The organism is Erythrobacter dokdonensis DSW-74 (assembly GCF_001677335.1).
Taxonomy (GTDB): Bacteria; Pseudomonadota; Alphaproteobacteria; order Sphingomonadales; family Sphingomonadaceae; genus Erythrobacter; species Erythrobacter dokdonensis.
This window is the reverse complement of record NZ_LZYB01000003.1, coordinates 473,807-492,196: the sequence shown is the minus strand read 5'-3', so window position 1 is coordinate 492,196 and position 18,390 is coordinate 473,807. Positions and strand designations below refer to the sequence as shown.

17 protein-coding genes and 2 tRNA genes are annotated in these 18,390 nt (G+C 61.5%); 9 read left to right on the top strand and 10 right to left on the bottom strand.

The window, feature by feature from the left end; translation table 11 throughout:
- The first annotated feature begins 59 nt into the window (after window positions 1-59).
- From I603_RS08695 to I603_RS08685, 3 genes are all read left to right on the top strand, one after another.
- The gene (locus I603_RS08695) at window positions 60-587 is read left to right on the top strand and encodes a hypothetical protein (RefSeq protein ID WP_143736665.1); all 528 of its coding nucleotides are present in this window, start codon (window positions 60-62) and stop codon (window positions 585-587) included.
- A gap of 390 nt (window positions 588-977) precedes the next feature.
- Window positions 978-1,523, top strand: a complete 546-nt coding sequence (locus I603_RS08690) for a bestrophin-like domain (protein WP_068864066.1) — start codon at window positions 978-980, stop codon at window positions 1,521-1,523.
- A 363-nt stretch (window positions 1,524-1,886) separates the two neighbouring features.
- Window positions 1,887-3,227, top strand: a complete 1,341-nt coding sequence (locus I603_RS08685; protein ID WP_143736666.1) for an MFS transporter — start codon at window positions 1,887-1,889, stop codon at window positions 3,225-3,227.
- Between the two features lie 349 nt (window positions 3,228-3,576).
- On the opposite strand, the gene I603_RS08680 is transcribed toward I603_RS08685, so the two are convergent.
- Complete coding sequence (locus I603_RS08680; protein ID WP_068864062.1) at window positions 3,577-4,758, bottom strand: Gfo/Idh/MocA family protein; 1,182 nt, start codon at window positions 4,756-4,758, stop codon at window positions 3,577-3,579.
- Between the two features lie 575 nt (window positions 4,759-5,333).
- Here I603_RS08680 and I603_RS08675 point away from each other — a divergent pair.
- The gene (locus tag I603_RS08675) at window positions 5,334-6,152 is read left to right on the top strand and encodes a sulfite exporter TauE/SafE family protein (RefSeq protein ID WP_068864060.1); all 819 of its coding nucleotides are present in this window, start codon (window positions 5,334-5,336) and stop codon (window positions 6,150-6,152) included.
- Between the two features lie 34 nt (window positions 6,153-6,186).
- Window positions 6,187-7,317: a pyridoxal phosphate-dependent aminotransferase gene (locus I603_RS08670; RefSeq protein WP_068864058.1), complete on the top strand. Its 1,131-nt coding sequence runs from the start codon at window positions 6,187-6,189 to the stop codon at window positions 7,315-7,317.
- Between the two features lie 793 nt (window positions 7,318-8,110).
- Here the strand turns inward: I603_RS08670 and I603_RS14290 are convergent.
- The 3 genes from I603_RS14290 to I603_RS14530 form a co-directional block, all read right to left on the bottom strand.
- Window positions 8,111-8,449, bottom strand: coding sequence for a c-type cytochrome (locus I603_RS14290; protein ID WP_084439986.1), 339 nt, complete (start codon window positions 8,447-8,449; stop codon window positions 8,111-8,113).
- A 117-nt stretch (window positions 8,450-8,566) separates the two neighbouring features.
- The gene (locus tag I603_RS08665; RefSeq protein ID WP_068864056.1) at window positions 8,567-9,049 is read right to left on the bottom strand and encodes a DUF1963 domain-containing protein; all 483 of its coding nucleotides are present in this window, start codon (window positions 9,047-9,049) and stop codon (window positions 8,567-8,569) included.
- Between the two features lie 330 nt (window positions 9,050-9,379).
- The gene (locus I603_RS14530; protein ID WP_068864054.1) at window positions 9,380-9,901 is read right to left on the bottom strand and encodes a DUF2853 family protein; all 522 of its coding nucleotides are present in this window, start codon (window positions 9,899-9,901) and stop codon (window positions 9,380-9,382) included.
- A 397-nt stretch (window positions 9,902-10,298) separates the two neighbouring features.
- Between I603_RS14530 and I603_RS08655 the strand changes: the two genes are divergently transcribed.
- Window positions 10,299-10,454 (top strand): light-harvesting protein, encoded by a 156-nt coding sequence (locus I603_RS08655; protein ID WP_068864052.1) that lies wholly within the window; start codon window positions 10,299-10,301, stop codon window positions 10,452-10,454.
- A 13-nt stretch (window positions 10,455-10,467) separates the two neighbouring features.
- Complete coding sequence (locus I603_RS08650; protein ID WP_068864050.1) at window positions 10,468-10,650, top strand: light-harvesting protein; 183 nt, start codon at window positions 10,468-10,470, stop codon at window positions 10,648-10,650.
- 199 nt (window positions 10,651-10,849) lie between these two features.
- Here I603_RS08650 and I603_RS08645 read toward each other — a convergent pair whose 3' ends face one another.
- The 3 genes from I603_RS08645 to I603_RS08635 all read right to left on the bottom strand — a co-directional run bounded on the left by I603_RS08645 (window position 10,850) and on the right by I603_RS08635 (window position 13,055).
- Window positions 10,850-12,238, bottom strand: coding sequence for an MFS transporter (locus I603_RS08645; RefSeq protein ID WP_198157231.1), 1,389 nt, complete (start codon window positions 12,236-12,238; stop codon window positions 10,850-10,852).
- Window positions 12,239-12,852: 614 nt separating this feature from the next.
- Window positions 12,853-12,928: transfer RNA gene (locus I603_RS08640), tRNA-Thr, on the bottom strand.
- A 53-nt stretch (window positions 12,929-12,981) separates the two neighbouring features.
- A tRNA-Cys gene (locus I603_RS08635) sits at window positions 12,982-13,055 on the bottom strand.
- Window positions 13,056-13,197: 142 nt separating this feature from the next.
- Between I603_RS08635 and I603_RS08630 the strand changes: the two genes are divergently transcribed.
- Both I603_RS08630 and I603_RS08625 read left to right on the top strand, forming a co-directional pair.
- Window positions 13,198-13,977, top strand: a complete 780-nt coding sequence (locus I603_RS08630; protein WP_068864046.1) for an acyl-CoA thioesterase — start codon at window positions 13,198-13,200, stop codon at window positions 13,975-13,977.
- Between the two features lie 15 nt (window positions 13,978-13,992).
- Window positions 13,993-14,727, top strand: coding sequence for a 7-carboxy-7-deazaguanine synthase QueE (locus tag I603_RS08625; protein ID WP_068864044.1), 735 nt, complete (start codon window positions 13,993-13,995; stop codon window positions 14,725-14,727).
- A 113-nt stretch (window positions 14,728-14,840) separates the two neighbouring features.
- On the opposite strand, the gene I603_RS08620 is transcribed toward I603_RS08625, so the two are convergent.
- From I603_RS08620 to I603_RS08610, 3 genes are all read right to left on the bottom strand, one after another.
- On the bottom strand, window positions 14,841-16,535 hold the full coding sequence (locus I603_RS08620) for an ATP-binding protein (RefSeq protein ID WP_068864042.1): 1,695 nt from the start codon (window positions 16,533-16,535) through the stop codon (window positions 14,841-14,843).
- A gap of 83 nt (window positions 16,536-16,618) precedes the next feature.
- On the bottom strand, window positions 16,619-17,368 hold the full coding sequence (locus I603_RS08615) for a TIGR02186 family protein (protein WP_084439985.1): 750 nt from the start codon (window positions 17,366-17,368) through the stop codon (window positions 16,619-16,621).
- A gap of 5 nt (window positions 17,369-17,373) precedes the next feature.
- On the bottom strand, window positions 17,374-18,291 hold the full coding sequence (locus I603_RS08610) for a sulfite exporter TauE/SafE family protein (RefSeq protein WP_068864039.1): 918 nt from the start codon (window positions 18,289-18,291) through the stop codon (window positions 17,374-17,376).
- Window positions 18,292-18,390 lie beyond the last annotated feature (99 nt).

Sequence of the window (18,390 nt, the reverse complement as noted above, 5' to 3'; positions counted from 1 at the left end):
GTCGGGCCGCCTGTAGACCTCTGCGGAGGCCCTTCCCCCGCTAAACAACGGAGCCGATCATGAAGACTATCCGTTTTGCACTGGTGGCAGGTGCGATACTGGCCTTTCCCCTTGCGGCCAATGCCGGGCATGACCCAGCGCCGTCAGCAGAGCCCGCAGAACTTCCCTCTGGACAATGTCGAAGCGGCGAAACCACAGTGTTTGCGGGCGAGGTGCAGGACGATTTCGGTCTCGGCATAACGGTGTGTATGAGCAACGAAACACTCACCGTCCGCTATTCGGGCGAGGGTGATCCCCAGGTCGTGTCGTGTAGGATCGGCGAGTGCGCGGGCATCATCGATTTTGACCATTATGTGCGGTACCGGCTCACGATCATCACGCTCGTGTGGCGGGATAAGAATGGCGAAATGACGCTCACCGAGAGTTTCGACGCGCAGAACATCGGAGAGGAGCCGGTCCACATCATCACCAGCACGTGGTCGCCGCCAGAGGCCCGGTTGGCTGATCTGCAACCGGGTGAATATCCGGTGATCGCGCAAACGCCGCCATTATCACTGATGGCGCTAAGTTACCGGAACCGGCCCTGATCAGGTAACGGCGAAGGATGACACCTGTGCCCGCGGCGACAACATTGTGCCGCGCTCGCGGAGGCGCAAACAGGCAAGCGACTTCGCAACTATCCCCACGGACATCCGAAGGAACCGCAAGATCGCTCGAACCCTGATAATTGTGCCCCATGGAAGACAAGGATGTGAACGCAGATTGCTGGTCCGTCGCGATTTATCCCTCTTCATTGCTCTAGTGAACCGACAAGCTGCGCGGGTGAGGCGAAAGCGTCAGACGTGCACTTCATGTTGTGGCGAGGGTCACTGACCAAAACCGCATTCTTGACGCTCAATTCGGGCGGTACCGGCTTCGACGGCATTTGACTTTTGGCATAGCCAAATCCCCCGTTCTCGCTTCAGGGGTTAAGGCTGATGATCGATTTCACGCTGGCGACCATGACCGTGCTTTTCGTGCTGGCCCTCCTCGGCGCGGAGACACTCGGACGCAGTATTGCCACAAGAATGCCCACTGAGGATGCCCTCGGCAGCCTGAGCCACGACCGGATCGGCCACATACTGACCAGCATCTTCGGCCTGCTTGCCCTGCTTGTCGGCTTCAGCTTCAGTATGGCGCTAGATCGCTACGAGACCCGCCGAAGCGATGTGGTCGCAGAAGCCAATGCTCTTGGCACAGCCCATTACCGCGCGTCTTTTCTGGGTGAGACGACATCAGACCTGCAAAGGGCGATAGAGGACTACACCCGCCATCGCACAACTTATGGCAGCGCAATCGAAACCGGACGCGATGCGCTCGAGGCACAGGCGCAGCAGTTGCGGCCGGCTCGCGCCTCCAGCCGGTTGCGAACACGCCGCTTGGCGCATCGACCATCGCTGGCGTCAACGCGGTCCTCGATCTCGGCGTGCAGCGTGAGGCCAATATGCGCGCAAAACTGCCGTGGACGGTGTTCGCCCTTCTGATCAGTCTGTCGCTGGTCGGCGCGGGGATAATGGGCCTCGCCTATCCGGGTGCAGGTTTCCGAATCTCGCGGAGCCGCGACGCATGAATGCGGATGGGTGGATTTCTGCCATTCAGATCGCGCGGCGCAACGCAATTGCGAATTGACGGCTTTTTGACGTTGCTATCGATTGCCTGCAACAATGTTTCAGCGCATTCTGCTGAGCGGCATATCGAGGGCGTCTCTGGCGATTGCCAGCGCTGCATTCGCAGACTGTTCGGGTTAAGGAAGTTAATGGAGCCGCCTGCGTGTCAAAGTCCGGGCGTGTGATTTACAGACCTCCCTCGAGCCGCCATCCAACAAGTGCGTATCTGGAGATGGCGTAGTGGAAGACCGGCTGGTTCTGGCACCCGCAATTCGCAAGATGATGGTGCGGATCCTGCCGTTCATCATGCTTGGCTATGTCATTGCGTATGTCGATCGGGTCAATATCAGCTTCGCCGCGATCCAGATGAACGTGGATTTGGGCTTCAGCGCCACCGTTTACGGATTGGGAGCTGGCCTGTTTTTTCTGTCATATGGGCTTTTCGAAGTGCCCTCGAGCATGCTCATGGAGCGCGTGGGGCCGAAGCGGTGGTTAGTCCGGATCATGTTGACATGGGGTGCCATTGCCACCGCCATGATGTTTGTCGAAACCCCTATTCAATTCTACATTATGCGCTTCATGCTTGGCGTGGCTGAGGCAGGCTTTTTCCCAACGATCATGTTTTACCTCTCCGGGTGGTTTCCAGCTGCCTATCGTGGCCGGGCTATCAGCTGGGTCTACATCGCGCCGCCGGTGGCATCGATTCTCATGGGAGCGGTCTCTGGATGGCTGCTGGAGCTCGACGGACTTGGCAACTTGCACGGGTGGCAATGGCTGTTCCTCGTGCAGGGCTTACCCGGTGTTGTTTTGGCTATTGTGATCTGGAGATTCCTGCCGGAATCTCCAGCTGAGGTAGGCTGGCTTTCGGTAGCTGAGAAAGAACAACTCGGCGTTGCATTGTCGAGCGATGCCTCCTTGGTGGTGGAGCACTCGCGACATGATCTCCTTGGCGCGCTGACCAACCCGGTCGTGTTGCTGCTTGGATTTATCGGCCTGTTCGGGAATTTATCTGCTGTTGGCCTGATCCTCTCGGCACCAGCGGTGCTTACAGATGCTGCAGCAATGGACACCATTTCAATCGGGTATCTGGTCAGTGGCAGCGGCATACTTGGCACCTTGTTGATTCTCGCGGCCGGATGGAATTCCGATCGCCATGGTGACCGCCTTCTGGATGCCATCATTCTGGCGGTGGTCTGCGTTACCGGACTTCTGGCGCTTGCTTGGTCACCGTCCCCATGGCTGGCCATGGGGGGCTATCTCTTTTTTGCGGTGTGCACCTTTCCGGTCGGCCTGTTGTGCGTTTCGTCTGCGCCGGATCTTCTGTCGGTCAGGCAGCTGGCGGTGGGGGTCGCGGCGATCAATACGTTCTGGCAGATGGGCTCCTTCGCCTCGCCTTATCTGACCGGCATCGCGCGAGACGCGACCGGAGATTATTCCGCCGGGCTCTATGCTGCTGCGCTTGCCGGCCTTTGTCAGGTGGCGCTAATGGTCTACCTCAGACAAAGGGTTAGGATTGCCAGAGCGGCACGCATTCTGATGGTTGCAGCCGAGAGCCTCGGTAGCGACAAAGCCCCGCAATAGCCCACAAAGCGTGCCTTGCATGGCCGTGGCAAATTTTTTCTGCCACGCACCAAGCTTGCGAAGCGCTGAACTGAAGTATGAATATCGACCGCAACAACATTGCGAGAGCCTGATGAGTCTAGGCCTGAAGGGCAGCATCTGGGCCGGTTTCAGAATGTCGGCTGCAGGCGACAAACCCTCTGAAGCTGCCCCGCGGCTTTCGGCAACGCGCACCGGCCCTGCTCATGGCCGATGATGGGTGGGAAGCGGACGTGGAAGGGAGATTAAGCATGTGCGATTTCTCACCTCAAAATACCACCTTCCTACTCTATTGCCGTTTCAGAAGTTTCATCTGATCCCTGACCGCACTTTATCCACCCTGAAGTGCTGGACGCGGCCCATTGACAAGTTTGCTTGCCTTGGCCTGAGCGGTGAGCACCAGTTCGGCGGCAAGCAGGGCTTGGGCCTGATTTTGAGCGACTTCTGTCCGCTCCATTACGTCCGAAACGAACTGCGGGCCGAACGGTAGTGGCACATTGCTGCAATTGATGTAACTCGTGCCATTGCGGTCAGCCAGAAGGAGGTGATCTCCACCCGGGCGGCCCTGAATGTCGACGTACTTGCGCAGTTCAATGTAGCCTTCGGTGCCTAGGATGAACAAGCGCCCGTCGCCCCACGTCGGCAGACCGTCAGGCGTGAACCAGTCGACCCTGACATAGCCGGTCCCACCATTGCCGCTTAGTGTCATATCCCCGAAATCTTGGAAGTTAGGATGGTCGGTTGTGTCCAGATTGCCGACCTGCGACGCCACGACCTGCGCTTCGGTGGAGCCGGTGTAAAACAGGAACTGATCGGCCTGATGGCTGCCGATGTCGGTCAGAATGCCGCCATAGTTCTTCACATCCCAGAACCATTCGGGCCGGTTCGGCGCGCTCATGCGGTGTGGGGCGATGTTGATCGTCTGAATCACCCGCCCGATCGCACCGGCTCGAACGAGTTCCCCCGCCTTGACCGCCGCGCGCACTTCAAGCCGTTCGGAATACATGATGGCGAACTTGCGCTTGGTCTCAGAAATTGTGCGGCGCACTTCGGCCAGATGGGCAAGGCTGGTGATCCCCGGTTTGTCCGAAAGAAAGTCCTTTCCGGCGCGCATCACACGAATGCCAAGCGGCGCGCGAAGATGGGGAACAGAAGCGCTGGCCACGAGCTGCACGCTCTTGTCCTCGAGAATCTCGGCTTCGCTGCGTGCAATTTTCACTTCGCCATAGCGGGCGAGATAGCGCGCCAGTTGCCGCGGGTCGCTCGCATGCACCGCAACAAGCGTGCCGCCGCCGCGGATCAACGCGTCTGTCATCGCGTAGATATGCGGATGGTCGAGCCCGATAACAGCGAACCGCAGCCGGTGTCTGGCGCTGGGATCGGGGGCCGTTGGCGCGGCATTGGCGGAAACCCCGTTGCCCTGCCCGGTCGACTGCGCGCACACCGCAACTGCCAGACCTGCTCCAACCATGCCCAGACCGCCCAGCATCAGGCGGCGATTGATCTTGTCCATACGATTGCTCCTCGCGGGAACAGTCTATCACCTAAACGAAGCTCGAACCAAAAACAGATCGCCCCATAAATCAGGGCTTCAACTCGTCATTCCACTTAGAATGAGACCGCCACCCTCTTCCCGCTCTGCATTCATCAGCCGCCAAATCATCTCATGCTGACTGATCGACACCTCGATCCGAACATCCCAGGCGTCGGTTGGATGGAACTCGACCTGATACTGGCCACCCGCCCCATTGAATAACATTTGTAACGGTGGTGGGGCTTGGGTTCGCATGACGCTGAATTGCCGCAAACTGCCAACGTCCACTCAGGGGTCGTTTGCAGAAGGTCAGCTTCTGGTGCTGATGGCGCAATAGCTGCCCGTCGGCTTTCAGCGTTCACGGCTGATCGCGGTGAACGACCGCTAGTGGGTGGGAAGCGAAAATTCAGCTTCTTGGGTCTGCACCAACTAATACCCACGCGCGTGGGTATTACAGGCAGGCAAATCGGTCATGGCCGCATGGGGCATTTACCCCATGTTGCAATGCGACAATTCGCTTGGAGCTGGGACCAGCGGGCTTATTGTCGAGCTCAATGAGTCTGACCGCTTCATTCGCCTTTGCACTTCCGGCACTTCTGCTTGCCGGTGCAGCTGCCGGCTTTGCTGGTGGCCTGTTCGGCATTGGCGGGGGATTTGTGGTTGTGCCGGCGCTCATGTTTCTGTTGCCCCTGGTGGGTGTGGCTCCGGATCAGACCGCACATGTCGCAGTCGGCACGTCGCTCGCTTCGATCATTTTCACTTCGATCCGTTCGACCAGCAGCCACGCGCGTCGTGGATCAGTCGATTTCGACTTGCTCAAGGGCTGGGCAATCTGGGTGGTGTTGGGGACTGGTGTCGGGACCATCTTTGCGGATCTTATGTCGGGCGCGCTACTCGCCTTGATCTTCGGAACCGGGGTGCTTGCCTTTGCGGTCTATTTCCTGCTGCCTGCACGTCAGGGAGCGCCGCTCTTTGCCGCTCTGCCTTCGGGCTTGCCGCGTGCGGGGATCGCCAGTGCGCTGGGGGCATTTTCGACCCTGCTGGGTATAGGGGGCGGCACCCTGACCACTTTGACGATGACCGTCTGCGGGACTCCGATCCACCGTGCCATCGGCACTGCAGCGGGGATGGGCGCGGTGATCGCGATCCCGGCGACCATCGGTTTCATACTGATCGGGCTTGGCGAAAGCGGGCTTGGTTGGGGGGCACTGGGCTTTGTCAACCTGCCCACAGCGATCGTGCTGATCGGGACTTCAGTGCTGTTCGCGCCGCTTGGCGTCGCAGCTGCGCATGCGCTTTCACCAGCGGTTCTGCGCCGGGTCTTCGGCCTGTACCTGACCTTCATCGGTGTGTTGATGATCACCAAGTTCTGAAACCTTGCCTACCTGCTTTGAAGGAGTCTTTTCGATGCCGACCAATCGCCGATCGTTTCTTGCCGGTGCCGGTTTGGCCGGCGGCCTTGGAACCATCCCCTTTTCCGGACTGGGTTCGACGGTGACAGGCGCTGCTGCCGTGCCCCATTTCGGGCCGAAGGCCGGGCAGGCTCTGCTCAGCCGCAATGAAAACCCTTACGGCCCGGCACCCTCAGCGCTGCGCGCGATTGCCGAAACCGCGAAGATGGGCTGCTATTATGCGGACCGCGGTCTTCAGCGTCTGGCCGCGATGATTGCCGAGCGGCACGGGGTCATGCCCACGCAGGTCGTGGTAGGCGAAGGATCGACCGAGATACTATGCGCCATTTCACTCGCCTGGGGACGCGAGGGAGCGATCCTTTGCCCGGATCTGTTCTGGGACACGACGGTGCTATACGGCGAGCGACAGGGCGTATCTTCAATCCGCGTGCCACTGGCAGAGGATATGAGCGTCGATTTGTCCGCCATGGCAGCCAGGATTGGAGACGGGGTGGCTCTGGTGCAGATTTGCAACCCCAACAATCCTACGGGCATGCTGATTCCGCCAGATGCGCTGCGCAGCTTTGCCGCAAAGGTGACGCCGCAGGCTACCCTGCTGGTCGACGAAGCCTATAACGAACTGACCGACCGGCCCGAAGACAGCTCGATGATCGATCTTGTTCGCAGCGGCGCCGATGTGATCGTATGCCGCACATTCTCGAAGATCTACGGCATGGCGGGGCTCCGGGTCGGCTATGCCATCACAAGCGAGGCCAATGCCCGGCGCATCCAGTCGCATATGATGAGCTTCGGCGGCAATATCGCCGGATTGGCGGCAGCGATTGCCAGCTATGATGACACTCCGTTTCTCGACCAGTCTCGCTCGGCGGTCTTGGAAGGGCGCGCGATGATCCTCGATGCCGTCGGCAAGGCCGGATTGACCGCGCTGCCATCGCAGACCAATTTTGTTTTCGTTAAAGTGCCCGATGCCAATAGCTTGCGCGATGCAATGGCCGAACGCGGCATCGCGATCAGGGGAGCTTATGGGTCTTGGTCCGGCTATTCTCGCGTGAGCACGGGCAGAATGGAGGATGTCTCCCGCTATGCTTCGGCCCTTCCCGAACTGGCGCAGGAACTTTGGGCCTGACACGTTTTATAGCGGTTTGTTTCAAGGGAACCGACCAAAGGCTGGCATTTGGCCACCGACCTCCCTTGGAATTGAGTTGTAACAAGGTCCGGTTTGGGGTCGGTTTCTGAACGTCAGGAAACTTTCGCGACCAGCTCAAAGCGGACCTTGGCTGATTGCCCTTCGCAACACCCTGAACCTCATCGGATTTCAACGTCGTTCCGGCAAGCCGTCGGTGATGGAAGGGGCGCATAATGACGAAGTTCAAGCTGCTTGCAGGCTGTTGCGACCCATGAGGTTTCTCGAGAACGACCTAAGTGCACCCCCACCTCGGCGGCTGGTGCAGGCGAAACCTTATCGATGCAGCGGAACCAGCCGAACGCGCCTTCAACAGCATGTTTCGCAAATAGAAGGCGAACGCCCTTTGGCTAATTCACCGGGTCGAGGCTGGGTTTCGCCCTTTCAGCAGGCAAACACTGCTCAACGCGGCAATTGTCCTTCGGCAGCTTACCGATGATTTTGCTTGGGAAAGTGCCTTAAGGAAGGTGGTGCCGCTTACGTGCCTTGAACACGTGACCCCATCATTACGAATTTAGTGGATGGAGTGCTTTTAATCCATATAACTCAATCGACTAACTTCAATTCGGGCTCCCACTTTTCCTTCGCCCCACGGACAACCCAAAGTGCGTTCGCGACGCTTTCGGAGTATTGGCTGCTGAAGACGCATAACTTCAATGCGGCTTCGAAATGCGACCTCCGCCAGACCTCCGAGAGCGGCTGGTATTGGGTAGGCGGCAGGTGGGAGGTACGCCCCTCAGTCCCTTGTCTTGAGCGCCTCGAAGTAGGCCAGCAGATTGGCGACATCGTCCTTTTCAAACACGAAAGCCGGCATCTGCATCGTATGGCCGACTTGCACTCCGCGTTCGAAAGACCCGGCGACCGCCCAGGCCGGCAAGCGGTTGGCGGCGCGGCGAAGACTGGGCGCATCCGGAAGGGGAGAGATGCTGTCATCGAGAGCGTGACAGGAGGCGCAGTTCGCCTGTGCAAAGGCCCTGCCCTTCGTCGCGCTCTCTGAAAGATTGTCCGGGGCGCGATCGGTGACGCAAGCTCCAACCAGGAGCGGGCAAACAAGAACAAGCGATCGTTTGAGCACGGCGTGATCTCCCTTCCAATGCGGTCAGCCTAGCGCAACGACGCGAGCGTGAACAAGGCAGCTTGAGAAGAGCGAAGCTATAACCGGAGCCTCGCGATGGGCGTCGCTTGAGAGTTTCTAACTCGACGAAATCACGACCGAAGGCGACACGCAGGATTCAGGATCACGCGGACCCGCGGCCCATGACTGCAATTGGGTGGATACCGGAATGTCTGCTTCGCGAACCGCCCGCCACGCCTCCAGCCAAGCTGTGACCCTGTCAAAGTTCCCAGCTTCCGTGTCCGCAGCATCGATCGAGACATAAACTAGCCCAAGGTCGCCACAGATCCACCCATTCGCTGTGTCTGAGGCAGGCTGGAACAGTAGGATGTGCCCTTTTTTCAGCGGATCGCCATAGACCGCGTCGATTTGCCCGCCGGGCTTGTGGGGCTTGTCGCATTCGAGATTTCGCAACCGAGGCTCGAGATTGGCCACCGGATCCGGATCGAGTCCATCGGCTGAGGCCGGCGGACTCACATAAGTGTCGAGCACCTTCCAAGGCAGGACTTTGTCGAGGCTGTCGAAGATGGCGAGCGGGGCGTTGTCGAGGCGCTTGGCCAAGGCCCGCGCCCGCACCAATCCGGACTCGCATGGGTAACGCTCGGTCCACCCGGCAACGCCTACGGGTCTCTTGCGTTCAGCGCTCGGCCGCGCGTGAGCAGGATTGCCACCCGCACGGCGCTGCCGCATCCTCGCGCGGGCCGGTCAGGCAGCGTGGCTACACACCTACCGCCGGGTCTGCGGGTTCGCGAGCGGCGCCACAGGCCGAGCAAACACAACGCGGCCCGCGCGTCGGCACTCTCTCCAGAGCCATGAGGTCAGGAGCGGTCGGTGCGAACGTTCTGCCGTTGCGGCCGTTGTCGGTGCCGACGGCGATTTGCGATCAAAGCGTCAGCCACCAGCAGTACTGGCAATCGCTGCAATCAGCGCCAGCACCGCTCCGCCCAGACCAATCAATGACGCAAACCTGAGATCGGTGCTGGGGCCGCCGATGGCCGTGCCCGGCGGGGGGCCGTCAAACATGGTCGCCGCCCAAGGCGTCAGCGGCCGGGCCGCTTCGGCTGGTGGCGTCGCCGCCGCGCGGAACTGTCCCAGCCTGTCGAAATGGTCGGCAAGAAGGTAATATGCCGTCACCCGGTGGTGCGAGGCGGAGTCGCTCATCCGCTGGCCAACGGCGGCAATGGCGGAGTCGAGCTCGGCGTCGGGACCGGACAGGCCGAGCGTCTTCTTGCAGAAATTCTCGCGCACGCGGCGTGTTTCGGTCGGATTGCCGAACGACACCAGCGCCGGCTCGCGGGTTTTGAGCGCCACCATCGCATGGTGCACGATCCCGGCGATCGCGCCGCTATCGGCACCGGGAACATACCGTTTGACGTCATCGGCCCAGTCGATGGCCGGAGCTTCATTGGACATATGAACCTTCCTCGCTCCGGTCAGGAGCCTAAAGTTGCCGATCCCGCTGCCACACTAACAGAGGTTGGGTGCAAGCCAAAAAATTTTTCTCGCACCTCCACCTTGCTTCTGTGTCGCCAGAGACCCGGATGGGCCAGTACCGCTTGGGAAGGTGTGATCCTTGGCAACTTTTCTTGACGTTGCAATATGTTCAACAACGTTGACGTTTGCCCTGCAAAATGCAACATTCAATGTGCATTAGGCCGCTCACCCGACCTGGTGCCTATGGCCGTACTCGCTATTTCCTGATTCGGTCATGGAAAATTGCAAATCCACGCTAGTTGCATCCCAAGGGAACAAGGCTGGGGTCATTACCGAGTTTCCGCGAATGCCGTAACCGATCAAGGAGGTTCGCCACATGGCAGGTGATGATACGAAGGTTTACCCCACCGGGCTGACAGAAGCGCAGGCCCTGGAAATCAACGACGGGCTGAAGTGGGGGACGCGGATTTACTTCGCCATCGCCCTCGGCGCTCACGTGCTGGCGTTCATTTTGACGCCGTGGCTCAAGTAAGGGAGGCCAGACGATGAAAGAAGGTAGGATTTTCCTCTATGTCAGCCCGAATGTGATCATTCCGATCATGTTCCTCGTTCTGGTGCTGACGTCGCTCGCGGTCCATTACTCGATCCTTTCGAACACCACGTGGTTCAGCGATTTCTGGCAGGGCGCCGCTGCTACTGCCGAGGCTGCTGCAGCACCGGCTGAATAAGAAACCGCAGGTCCGCAGGGGCCTGAGGCTTGCACATGCCATCCAGCCCGCAAGGGCGGTGCAAACCACCGAACACGGAAGACCCGGCCCGCAAGCGCCGGGTCTTTCTTTATTTGCTGCAGACACGAGTTCAGCCGGAAGCCGAAGCCGACCAGGAAACGCGCAACCGGCGCGCCCCCAGGCGCATTGGCGGCATTGCTCAGACCCGCGGCGCCAGCCCGGCCTGTTCCTGCGGGCGATGCAGCAGCGGCACCATGATGATCAACGCCGCCGCCAGCAGGGCCAGTTCCAGCACGTAGACCAGAACATAGCCGGAGATCACCGGAGGCCAGCCTTCCACGATCACAAGGCCGCGGGCAATATCGCGCACCACCCCGCCAATCGCCGCTCCTGCTCCGGCAGCGGTTGCCTGCACCGCGCCCCATGCCCCCAGCGCCATGCCGACCTGCCCCTTGGGCGCATCGCGCATCGTGGCGGTCAGCGTGCCGTGGCCGAACAGGCCGGCACCGCAGCCGATCAGCAGGACCCCGACCGAAAACAGCGAGGCCGATTGTATCGGCGCTGCGGCAATGATCATCGCAAAGCCGGGCAGGCCCATCAACGCACCCGACCCCGCCAGCCTGACCGGATTGCCGCCTTGGCTGAGGATCTGCGATGCGATCGTGAAGCCCACTAGGCTACCTCCGGCCAGAATCGCGGTCAGCCGCGTTGTCGTGCCCACCCCGAGGCCGAGCGCCTGACCACCATAGGGTTCGAGCAGCACGTCGGACATGGTGAAGGCCAGCGTCCCGATGCCGATCACGATCAGACGGCGCATCGCCTGACGCTGGACGATGAAGGTATCCCAGCTCTGGCGAAAAGTGCCGGCCATGGCCGCCGGATCGGTTGGCGGGGGACTCGAATTGAGCGCCTCCTGCTTCCACGTGGCGACAAGGTTCAGGAATACGGTGATCACGGCGCAACCCTGGATCACCTGAATCAGGCGGCCGGGGGTGAAATCGGTGAGAAAGGCGCCAAACGCCAGCGCCGAGACAATCGATCCCACCAGCAGGCTGACATACATCAGGCCAACGACATTGGCTTGCTGGTCCTCGCGCGCCAGATCGGTGGCCAGCGCAAGGCCGACCGTCTGCGTGATATGCACGCCCGCGCCGACCAGCAGGATTGCCGCCGCCGCGCTTATCTGGCCGATCCATGAAGGCCAGCCCGCCGATTGCAGCGCACCGCCGAGCACCAGCAGCGCAAAGGGCATCAGCGCCAGCCCGCCAAACTGGATCATGGTGCCGCGATAGATAAAGGGCACCCGGCGCCAGCCCAGCGCCGAACGATGCGTGTCGGAACGGAAGCCGATCAGCGCACGAAACGGGGCAACCAGCAGCGGCAGGGCGAGCATGACACCAACGATCGTCGAGGCCACTTCAAGCTCGACGATCATCACGCGGTTGAGCGTGCCGACCAGAAGGGTCAGCGATATTCCGACCGAAAACTGGATGAGCGAAAGCCTGAGCAGGCGAGACAGCGGCAGATCGTCACTGGCGGCATCGGCAAACGGCAGCAGCCGCTTGCCCCAGCCCATCCAGAACGACATCAGCCTTTTGTCAAACCGATTCACTACCGAGCTTTCGACCTTGAATAATTTGCACCTAGCGTCGGCCAACGGCATAAATGCCGCAACTCAGGTCCGCAATGGGGTCGGTTGCGGAAGGGCAGGAAACCTCCGCGTGACGCCCAAAGCGGACCTCGGCTGATTGCTCCCTGCGACACCCTGAACCTCATCAGATTTTACCACCCTTCCGGCAAGCCGTCGGTGATCGAAGGGGCGCATAATGACGAAGTTCAAGCTGCTTGCGGGATGTTGCGACCCAGTGTGTTTTCGCGATCCCTGCCGTTGCGTCGGCCCAGGTCATCGAAGGGCCCGCCGAGTTTACGGGCTCCCACATGACAAGGACCTCCCCGAACTTCAGAAGCAATCTGGCATGCAGCTCACCAGTGCTAAGACAATTCAAACGTGACGCACTCGTTGGCGACCAGCCGGAGGGCACTTTCAACCGCATGAATCGAAACAACAAAGCAAAGGGCTTCTAGGCTCTTCATTGGGTCCGCCGTGAGTTTCGCCCTTTCAGCAGGCAAAACCGCACCTTCAAGCCCAAAAGCCTTCCGCAGAGAGTACGTGATTTTCCAAGGGAAAGTGCGGAAAAAAGGTGGTGCCGCTTACGTGACTCGAACACGTGACCCCATCATTACGAATGATGTGCTCTACCAACTGAGCTAAAGCGGCATCCCGATCTGCACGACCTAGGTCTTGCGACCGGGGCGCGCAATCGCAAAAGGTGGAGGCCCGAGCCGGAATCGAACCGGCGTATACGGATTTGCAGTCCGCTGCGTCACCACTCCGCCATCGGGCCGAGCCATCCGGGGCGCGAGGCTTGCCGGACAGAGCGCGCGCACTAGCGATTCGGCGGCTGCTTGGCAATCTGTGTTTGGCGCCGCCGCTTTACGCTACGTCAATCTGGACCGCGCCCGCGCGACACGGCAAAGCGTTTCAACATGACAATCGCCAGCCTGCTTGAACCCGTCACCGGCCAGCCCGGCCCCGCACACCTCGTCCACGCACAAGACTGGATGCAGGGGCGCACCCTTTATGGCGGCGCCTCGGCGCTGGTCGCCTATACCATGGCCGCGCGCGCCTTCCCCGGGCTGCCGCCCCTCAGGGCAGGGCAGGTCGCCTTCGTTGCACCCGTGGGCGAGACGATCGAGCTCTCGGCCGAAATCGTCCGCCAGGGGCGCAACGTCACCCAGGTAAGGAGCGAGATCCGTTGCGAAGGCAAGGTCGCGCTGTCCGCATTCTGGCTGTTCGCCCAAGGCCGCGAGCCCAATGCCGTGCGTCCTGCCGATCCGCCCGAAAGCTGGCCCGGCCCGCCAGAGAACAATGCCGTGGTCACCCATGATTTCGCGCCAAGCTTTGTCGCGAACAACTTCGAACTGCGGTTCGGTCAGGCCAAAGGCACCGAACACGGCGCGACAGTGCGCCGCTGGGCGCGCCTTACCGAGCAACACGATCTCGATCCGGTCTCGAAGCTGGTGCTGATGGGCGATGTCATGCCGCCCGGCGCCATGCGGGCAATGCAGCGCACCGGCCCGATCAGCTCGATCAACTGGTCCTTCAACGTGCTCGATCCGGAAAGTCGGTCGCGGGAAGGATGGTATCTTGCCGAAAACGCCAGCCAGCACGCGGATGCCGGCTATTCCTCGGAGCGCCTGAGAATGTGGGACGCGGACGGGCGGCAGGTGCTCGACGGCATCCAGTGCGTTGCGGTGTTCGGATAGCACAGGGAGCGCGGCATGAACCTCGTCCTTGCCACCGATGACAACGCGGAGTCGGAAATCTTCGCCAGCCTGCAAGGGGAAGGGCCGAGCATGGGGGTCCCGGTCGCCTTCGTCCGCCTGTCGCGCTGCAATCTGGCCTGCACCTGGTGCGACACCGCCTACACCTGGCGCTTCGAAGGCGACAACCGGCCGCATCGCGACGGGATCGCCTATGATCGCAAGGCCAACCAGGTGACGCTCTCGCCGCAAGAAACCGCCGCACGGATCGCTGCGCTCGGCCAGAACCGGCTCGTCATTACCGGTGGAGAACCTCTGTTGCAGGCGGGCGCGTTAGCCGAAATGCTGGCGCACCTGCCCGACATGGCAGTGGAGATCGAGACCAACGGCACCGTCGCGCCCCCGGCGCGGCTCGATATCCGGGTCGATCAGTACAATGTCAGCCCCAAGCTTGCCCATTCGGGCAATCCGGCAGAGCTGGCACTGATCCCCGAACGGCTCGATGCCTGGGCCACCGACCCGCGCGCCTTCCTGAAGTTTGTGATCGCGGCTCCCGAGGACGTGGACGAAGTGGTCGCCCTCCACCGCCGTTACCGTTTCCGCCCCGAACGGGTGTTCCTGATGGCCGAAGGTACCGACAGCGAGCGCCTGCGCGAACGGCAGGCGTGGCTGAGCGACCTGTGCCTTAAGCATGGGTTCCGGATGAGCGACCGGATGCATATCCATCTGTATGGGGATACCAGAGGCACTTGACGAGAAAGCCGAACAACTAAGCCGCACAGCGACCGCAAGGGCGACCGCCCGCCCGCAGGCGCCCGTAGCGTAGCGGAGGAACAGCGCCGAGGATGCAGGCGCGGATGCGCCCGCTAACCTTGAGAACGCCAGCGCATGACCACCCGCTCGACCAGTTCCTCCTCGCCGCCGTCCTGGCTCCACAGCTCGACGAAGCTCGGGTCTTCGGACGCCGGACGCTTGTGTTCCTCGAGCGTGTCGAAGGTCACGCGGATCGGGATCGCTACGCCCTCGCCGCAGATGATGCATTCGCGGTTTCTGAGCGCGGGGATCGAATCGAGGAACCCGCGCGAACCTTCGGGCATGGCCGAACGCACGAAGGCCTGGTCGCGGTCGTTGTTGAGACGCATGGCAATGATCGTGCCGCACTGCGACAGCACGCCTTCGGCAAGGTCGGACGGACGCTGGGTAATGAGGCCGAGCGAAATGCCGTATTTACGGCCTTCCTTGGCGATGCGGCTTAGGATCTTGCCGACCGAGGAACCATCGGCATTCTTTTCGTTCGGGACGTAGCGGTGGGCTTCCTCGCACACCAGCAGCACGGGCCGGGTCTTTTCCTCGCGCCCCCAGATGGCGAAGTCGAACACCAGGCGGCTCAGCACCGCGACCACGGTCGAGGTGATGTCTGAGGGTACGCCCGACACGTCGATGATCGAGATCGGCTTGCCGGCCCCGGGCATGCGGAAGATCTTGCTGATGAAATTCACCATGGTGTCACCCACCAGCATCCCCGAGAACAGGAACTGGTAGCGCGGATCGGCCTTGAGCTCGTCAAGCTTGCCCTTGATCCTCATGTAGGGTGCGGACGACGTGGCCTTGTCGAGCTTGCCCATCTCGTCCTGCAGGATGTTGCTGAGATCGGACAGCAGGTAGGGAATGGGCGAATCCACCGTGATCTTGCCCATGGTCTGCGCGAGCCGGCTCTTGGACCGCGCGGCGAGCAGGCACTTGGCGAGGATGTCGGCATCGACCTGGCGCTCGTTACCGCTGCTGGTGAGCAAAACCTCGCAGTGCTCCTCGAAGTTCATCAGCCAATAGGGCATCTGCAGGTTGGATACGTCGAGGATCTGGCCGCTCTGGCGGAACGCGGCGGAATATTCGCCGTGGGGGTCGATCATCACGATGTGACCCTTGGGCGCGGCCTCGCAGATCTTGTGCAGGATCAGCGCGGCGCTGGTCGACTTGCCGGTACCGGTCGAGCCGAGCAGGGCAAAGTGCTTGCCCAGCATCGCATCGATATAAAGCCCCGCGCGGATATCGCGGGTCGGGAAAACCTTGCCGATGGTGATGCTGGCCCGCCCGTCGCTGGCATAAATCTGTTCGAGATCCTTGGTGGTGGCGGGATAGACCATCGCGCCGGGCACCGGATAGCGCGTGACGCCGCGCTTGAACCCGTGGATGCGCCCTGTCAGCTTCTCCTCGCCCCCTTCGCCCAGAAAATCGATATGGGCGATGATACCGCCTTCGCTGCGACGGTCCTTGCGCTGATCGCGCACCGAAGCGAGCAACCATGCATCGCCGACACGGATCTTGATCTGGCTGCCAACCTGTCCGGCGAGCGCTACCGAGGGATCGCTATCGTCCATGCATTCGTTGATGCGTTGCAGGTCGAGGGCGATCTGCGAGCCGGCGCCGGATATCTCCAGCACCACGCCGATCGGCAGGCGCGAATTTTCGGGCGACGTGCCGGTGATGCCCGGTACATCGTCTTCTGCCGCCGGCGCCGGGCCGGTAAAACGTTCGAAATCCTGCCTGCCCTGATCGGTCATTCGCGCCTTTCCCTGCGCCAGCGTCAACACGTGCTGCACGGATAAGGCCGACGAGGTTAAGATCGGGTCAACAGTTCCGCCCTTCAGCCCCGCGCGAACAGTCGTCCGGCCATCCAGCCCATCGCCAGCGACAGGGCAATCGCACCAAGCCCGTAGAGAAACGACCAGCGCTGCGCCACCGCCACCACCTGCCCTTCCAGTCCGACCTTCTCGACCTCGATCTGCGCGGTAGCGCTGGCCAGCACGCGCCCGCGGGCGATGGCAAAGGTTTCGGCGGTATAGCGTCCGGTGGTGACGTTGGAGGGCAGCTCGATCCGCGCCTGGTACAGCACGCCCTCGCTAATCCGCACGCCGTTCGGGTCTTCCTGGTAAAGCCCCTGCTTGCGCCGCAGCGCGACAAGGCCACTGGCAAAGCGCGCCTGTTCCTCGGGATCGATCTCGCCAGAGGGGGAGAGCTGGATGAAATCGGTGCCCAGTTCGTAGATCGCGGCGGTGCGTTCATCGACGATCTCGCTCACCGGGCGCGAGGAGGCCACCGCGAAGAACGAGGGCGCGGAGCGGAAATCGCTTGCGCCTGCGTTCATCCAGATGCCGGCAAGGCGTTCCTTCTCGCGGATGCGCACAGGCTCGGTCGGCCCTTTGAGCACCACCACGATATCGTAATCTTCCGCTGCGCCGCGCGGCGCAATGACCGCGCCGTAAAGCAGCAGGCTGGCCCCCGTGAAGCCCTGCCGCACCTCGATGCGTGACTGGCTGACCTCGGGCACCAGCACCGGCTCGCGCTGGGCGGCGAGAAACGGCGCGGCGAGCAGCAGCAGCAAGGCCGGCAGCATCCGTCTCACAACGGCGCCACCGTGTAGATCTCATCAGGCTGCACGCCCAGACCGTAGAGCATCCTGAGCGCAATCACGATCACCAGTGCGGCCAGCGCGAGGCGCAGATATTCGGGCCGCGCGCGCAAGGCGATCTGGGTGCCGAACTGTGCGCCCATCACCGATCCCAGCAGCAGCAACCCGGCCAGCACGATATCCACCGCCTTGGTGGTCAGCGCATGGGTCATGGTCGTGACCATGGTCACGAACAGAATCTGGTAGAGCGAGGTGCCGACCACGACATTGCCGCTCATGCCGAGAATATACAGCATCGCCGGCACCAGCAGGAAGCCGCCACCTACGCCCATCAGCATCGTCAGGATGCCCACCAGCATCCCGAGGATCAACGGAGCGAGCGGCGAGATGTAGAGACCCGAGGCATAGAACCGCCAGCGATAGGGCAGGCTCGCAACCAGCGGGTGGTGCCGGCGCTTTCTGACCGCTGGCCCGCCCTTGCCCAGCAGCGAAGGCTTGAGCGCACCGATCGCCTCGCGCATCATCAGGGTGCCGATCGAGCCGAGCATCAGCACGTAGAGAATATTGATCACGACATCGATCTGGCCGAGCGCCTGGAGCAATCGGAACAGCGCGGCACCGATCAGCGCGCCGATCACCCCTCCGCCGACCATCACCGTGCCCATCCGGTAATCGACACCATTGCGGCGCGAATGGGCCAGCACGCCCGATACGCTCGCTCCGGTAACCTGGGTGGCGGCAGATGCGGCCGCGACCGTGGGCGGGATGCCGTAGAAGATCAGCAGCGGAGTTGTCAGAAACCCGCCGCCGACCCCGAACAGGCCGGAGAGGACGCCGGTCAGCCCGCCCAGCACCACAATGACCAGGCCGTTGACCGAAAGATTCGCGATGGGCAGGTAGACGTCCATGCCCAAGCGATTAGCCGAGCGCGGCAGGGGATAAAAGCCGCGTCGGGGATATTGTTGGGGGGCCTCGTCGCAGAGCCTCGCCCCGGACGGCTAAAGGGA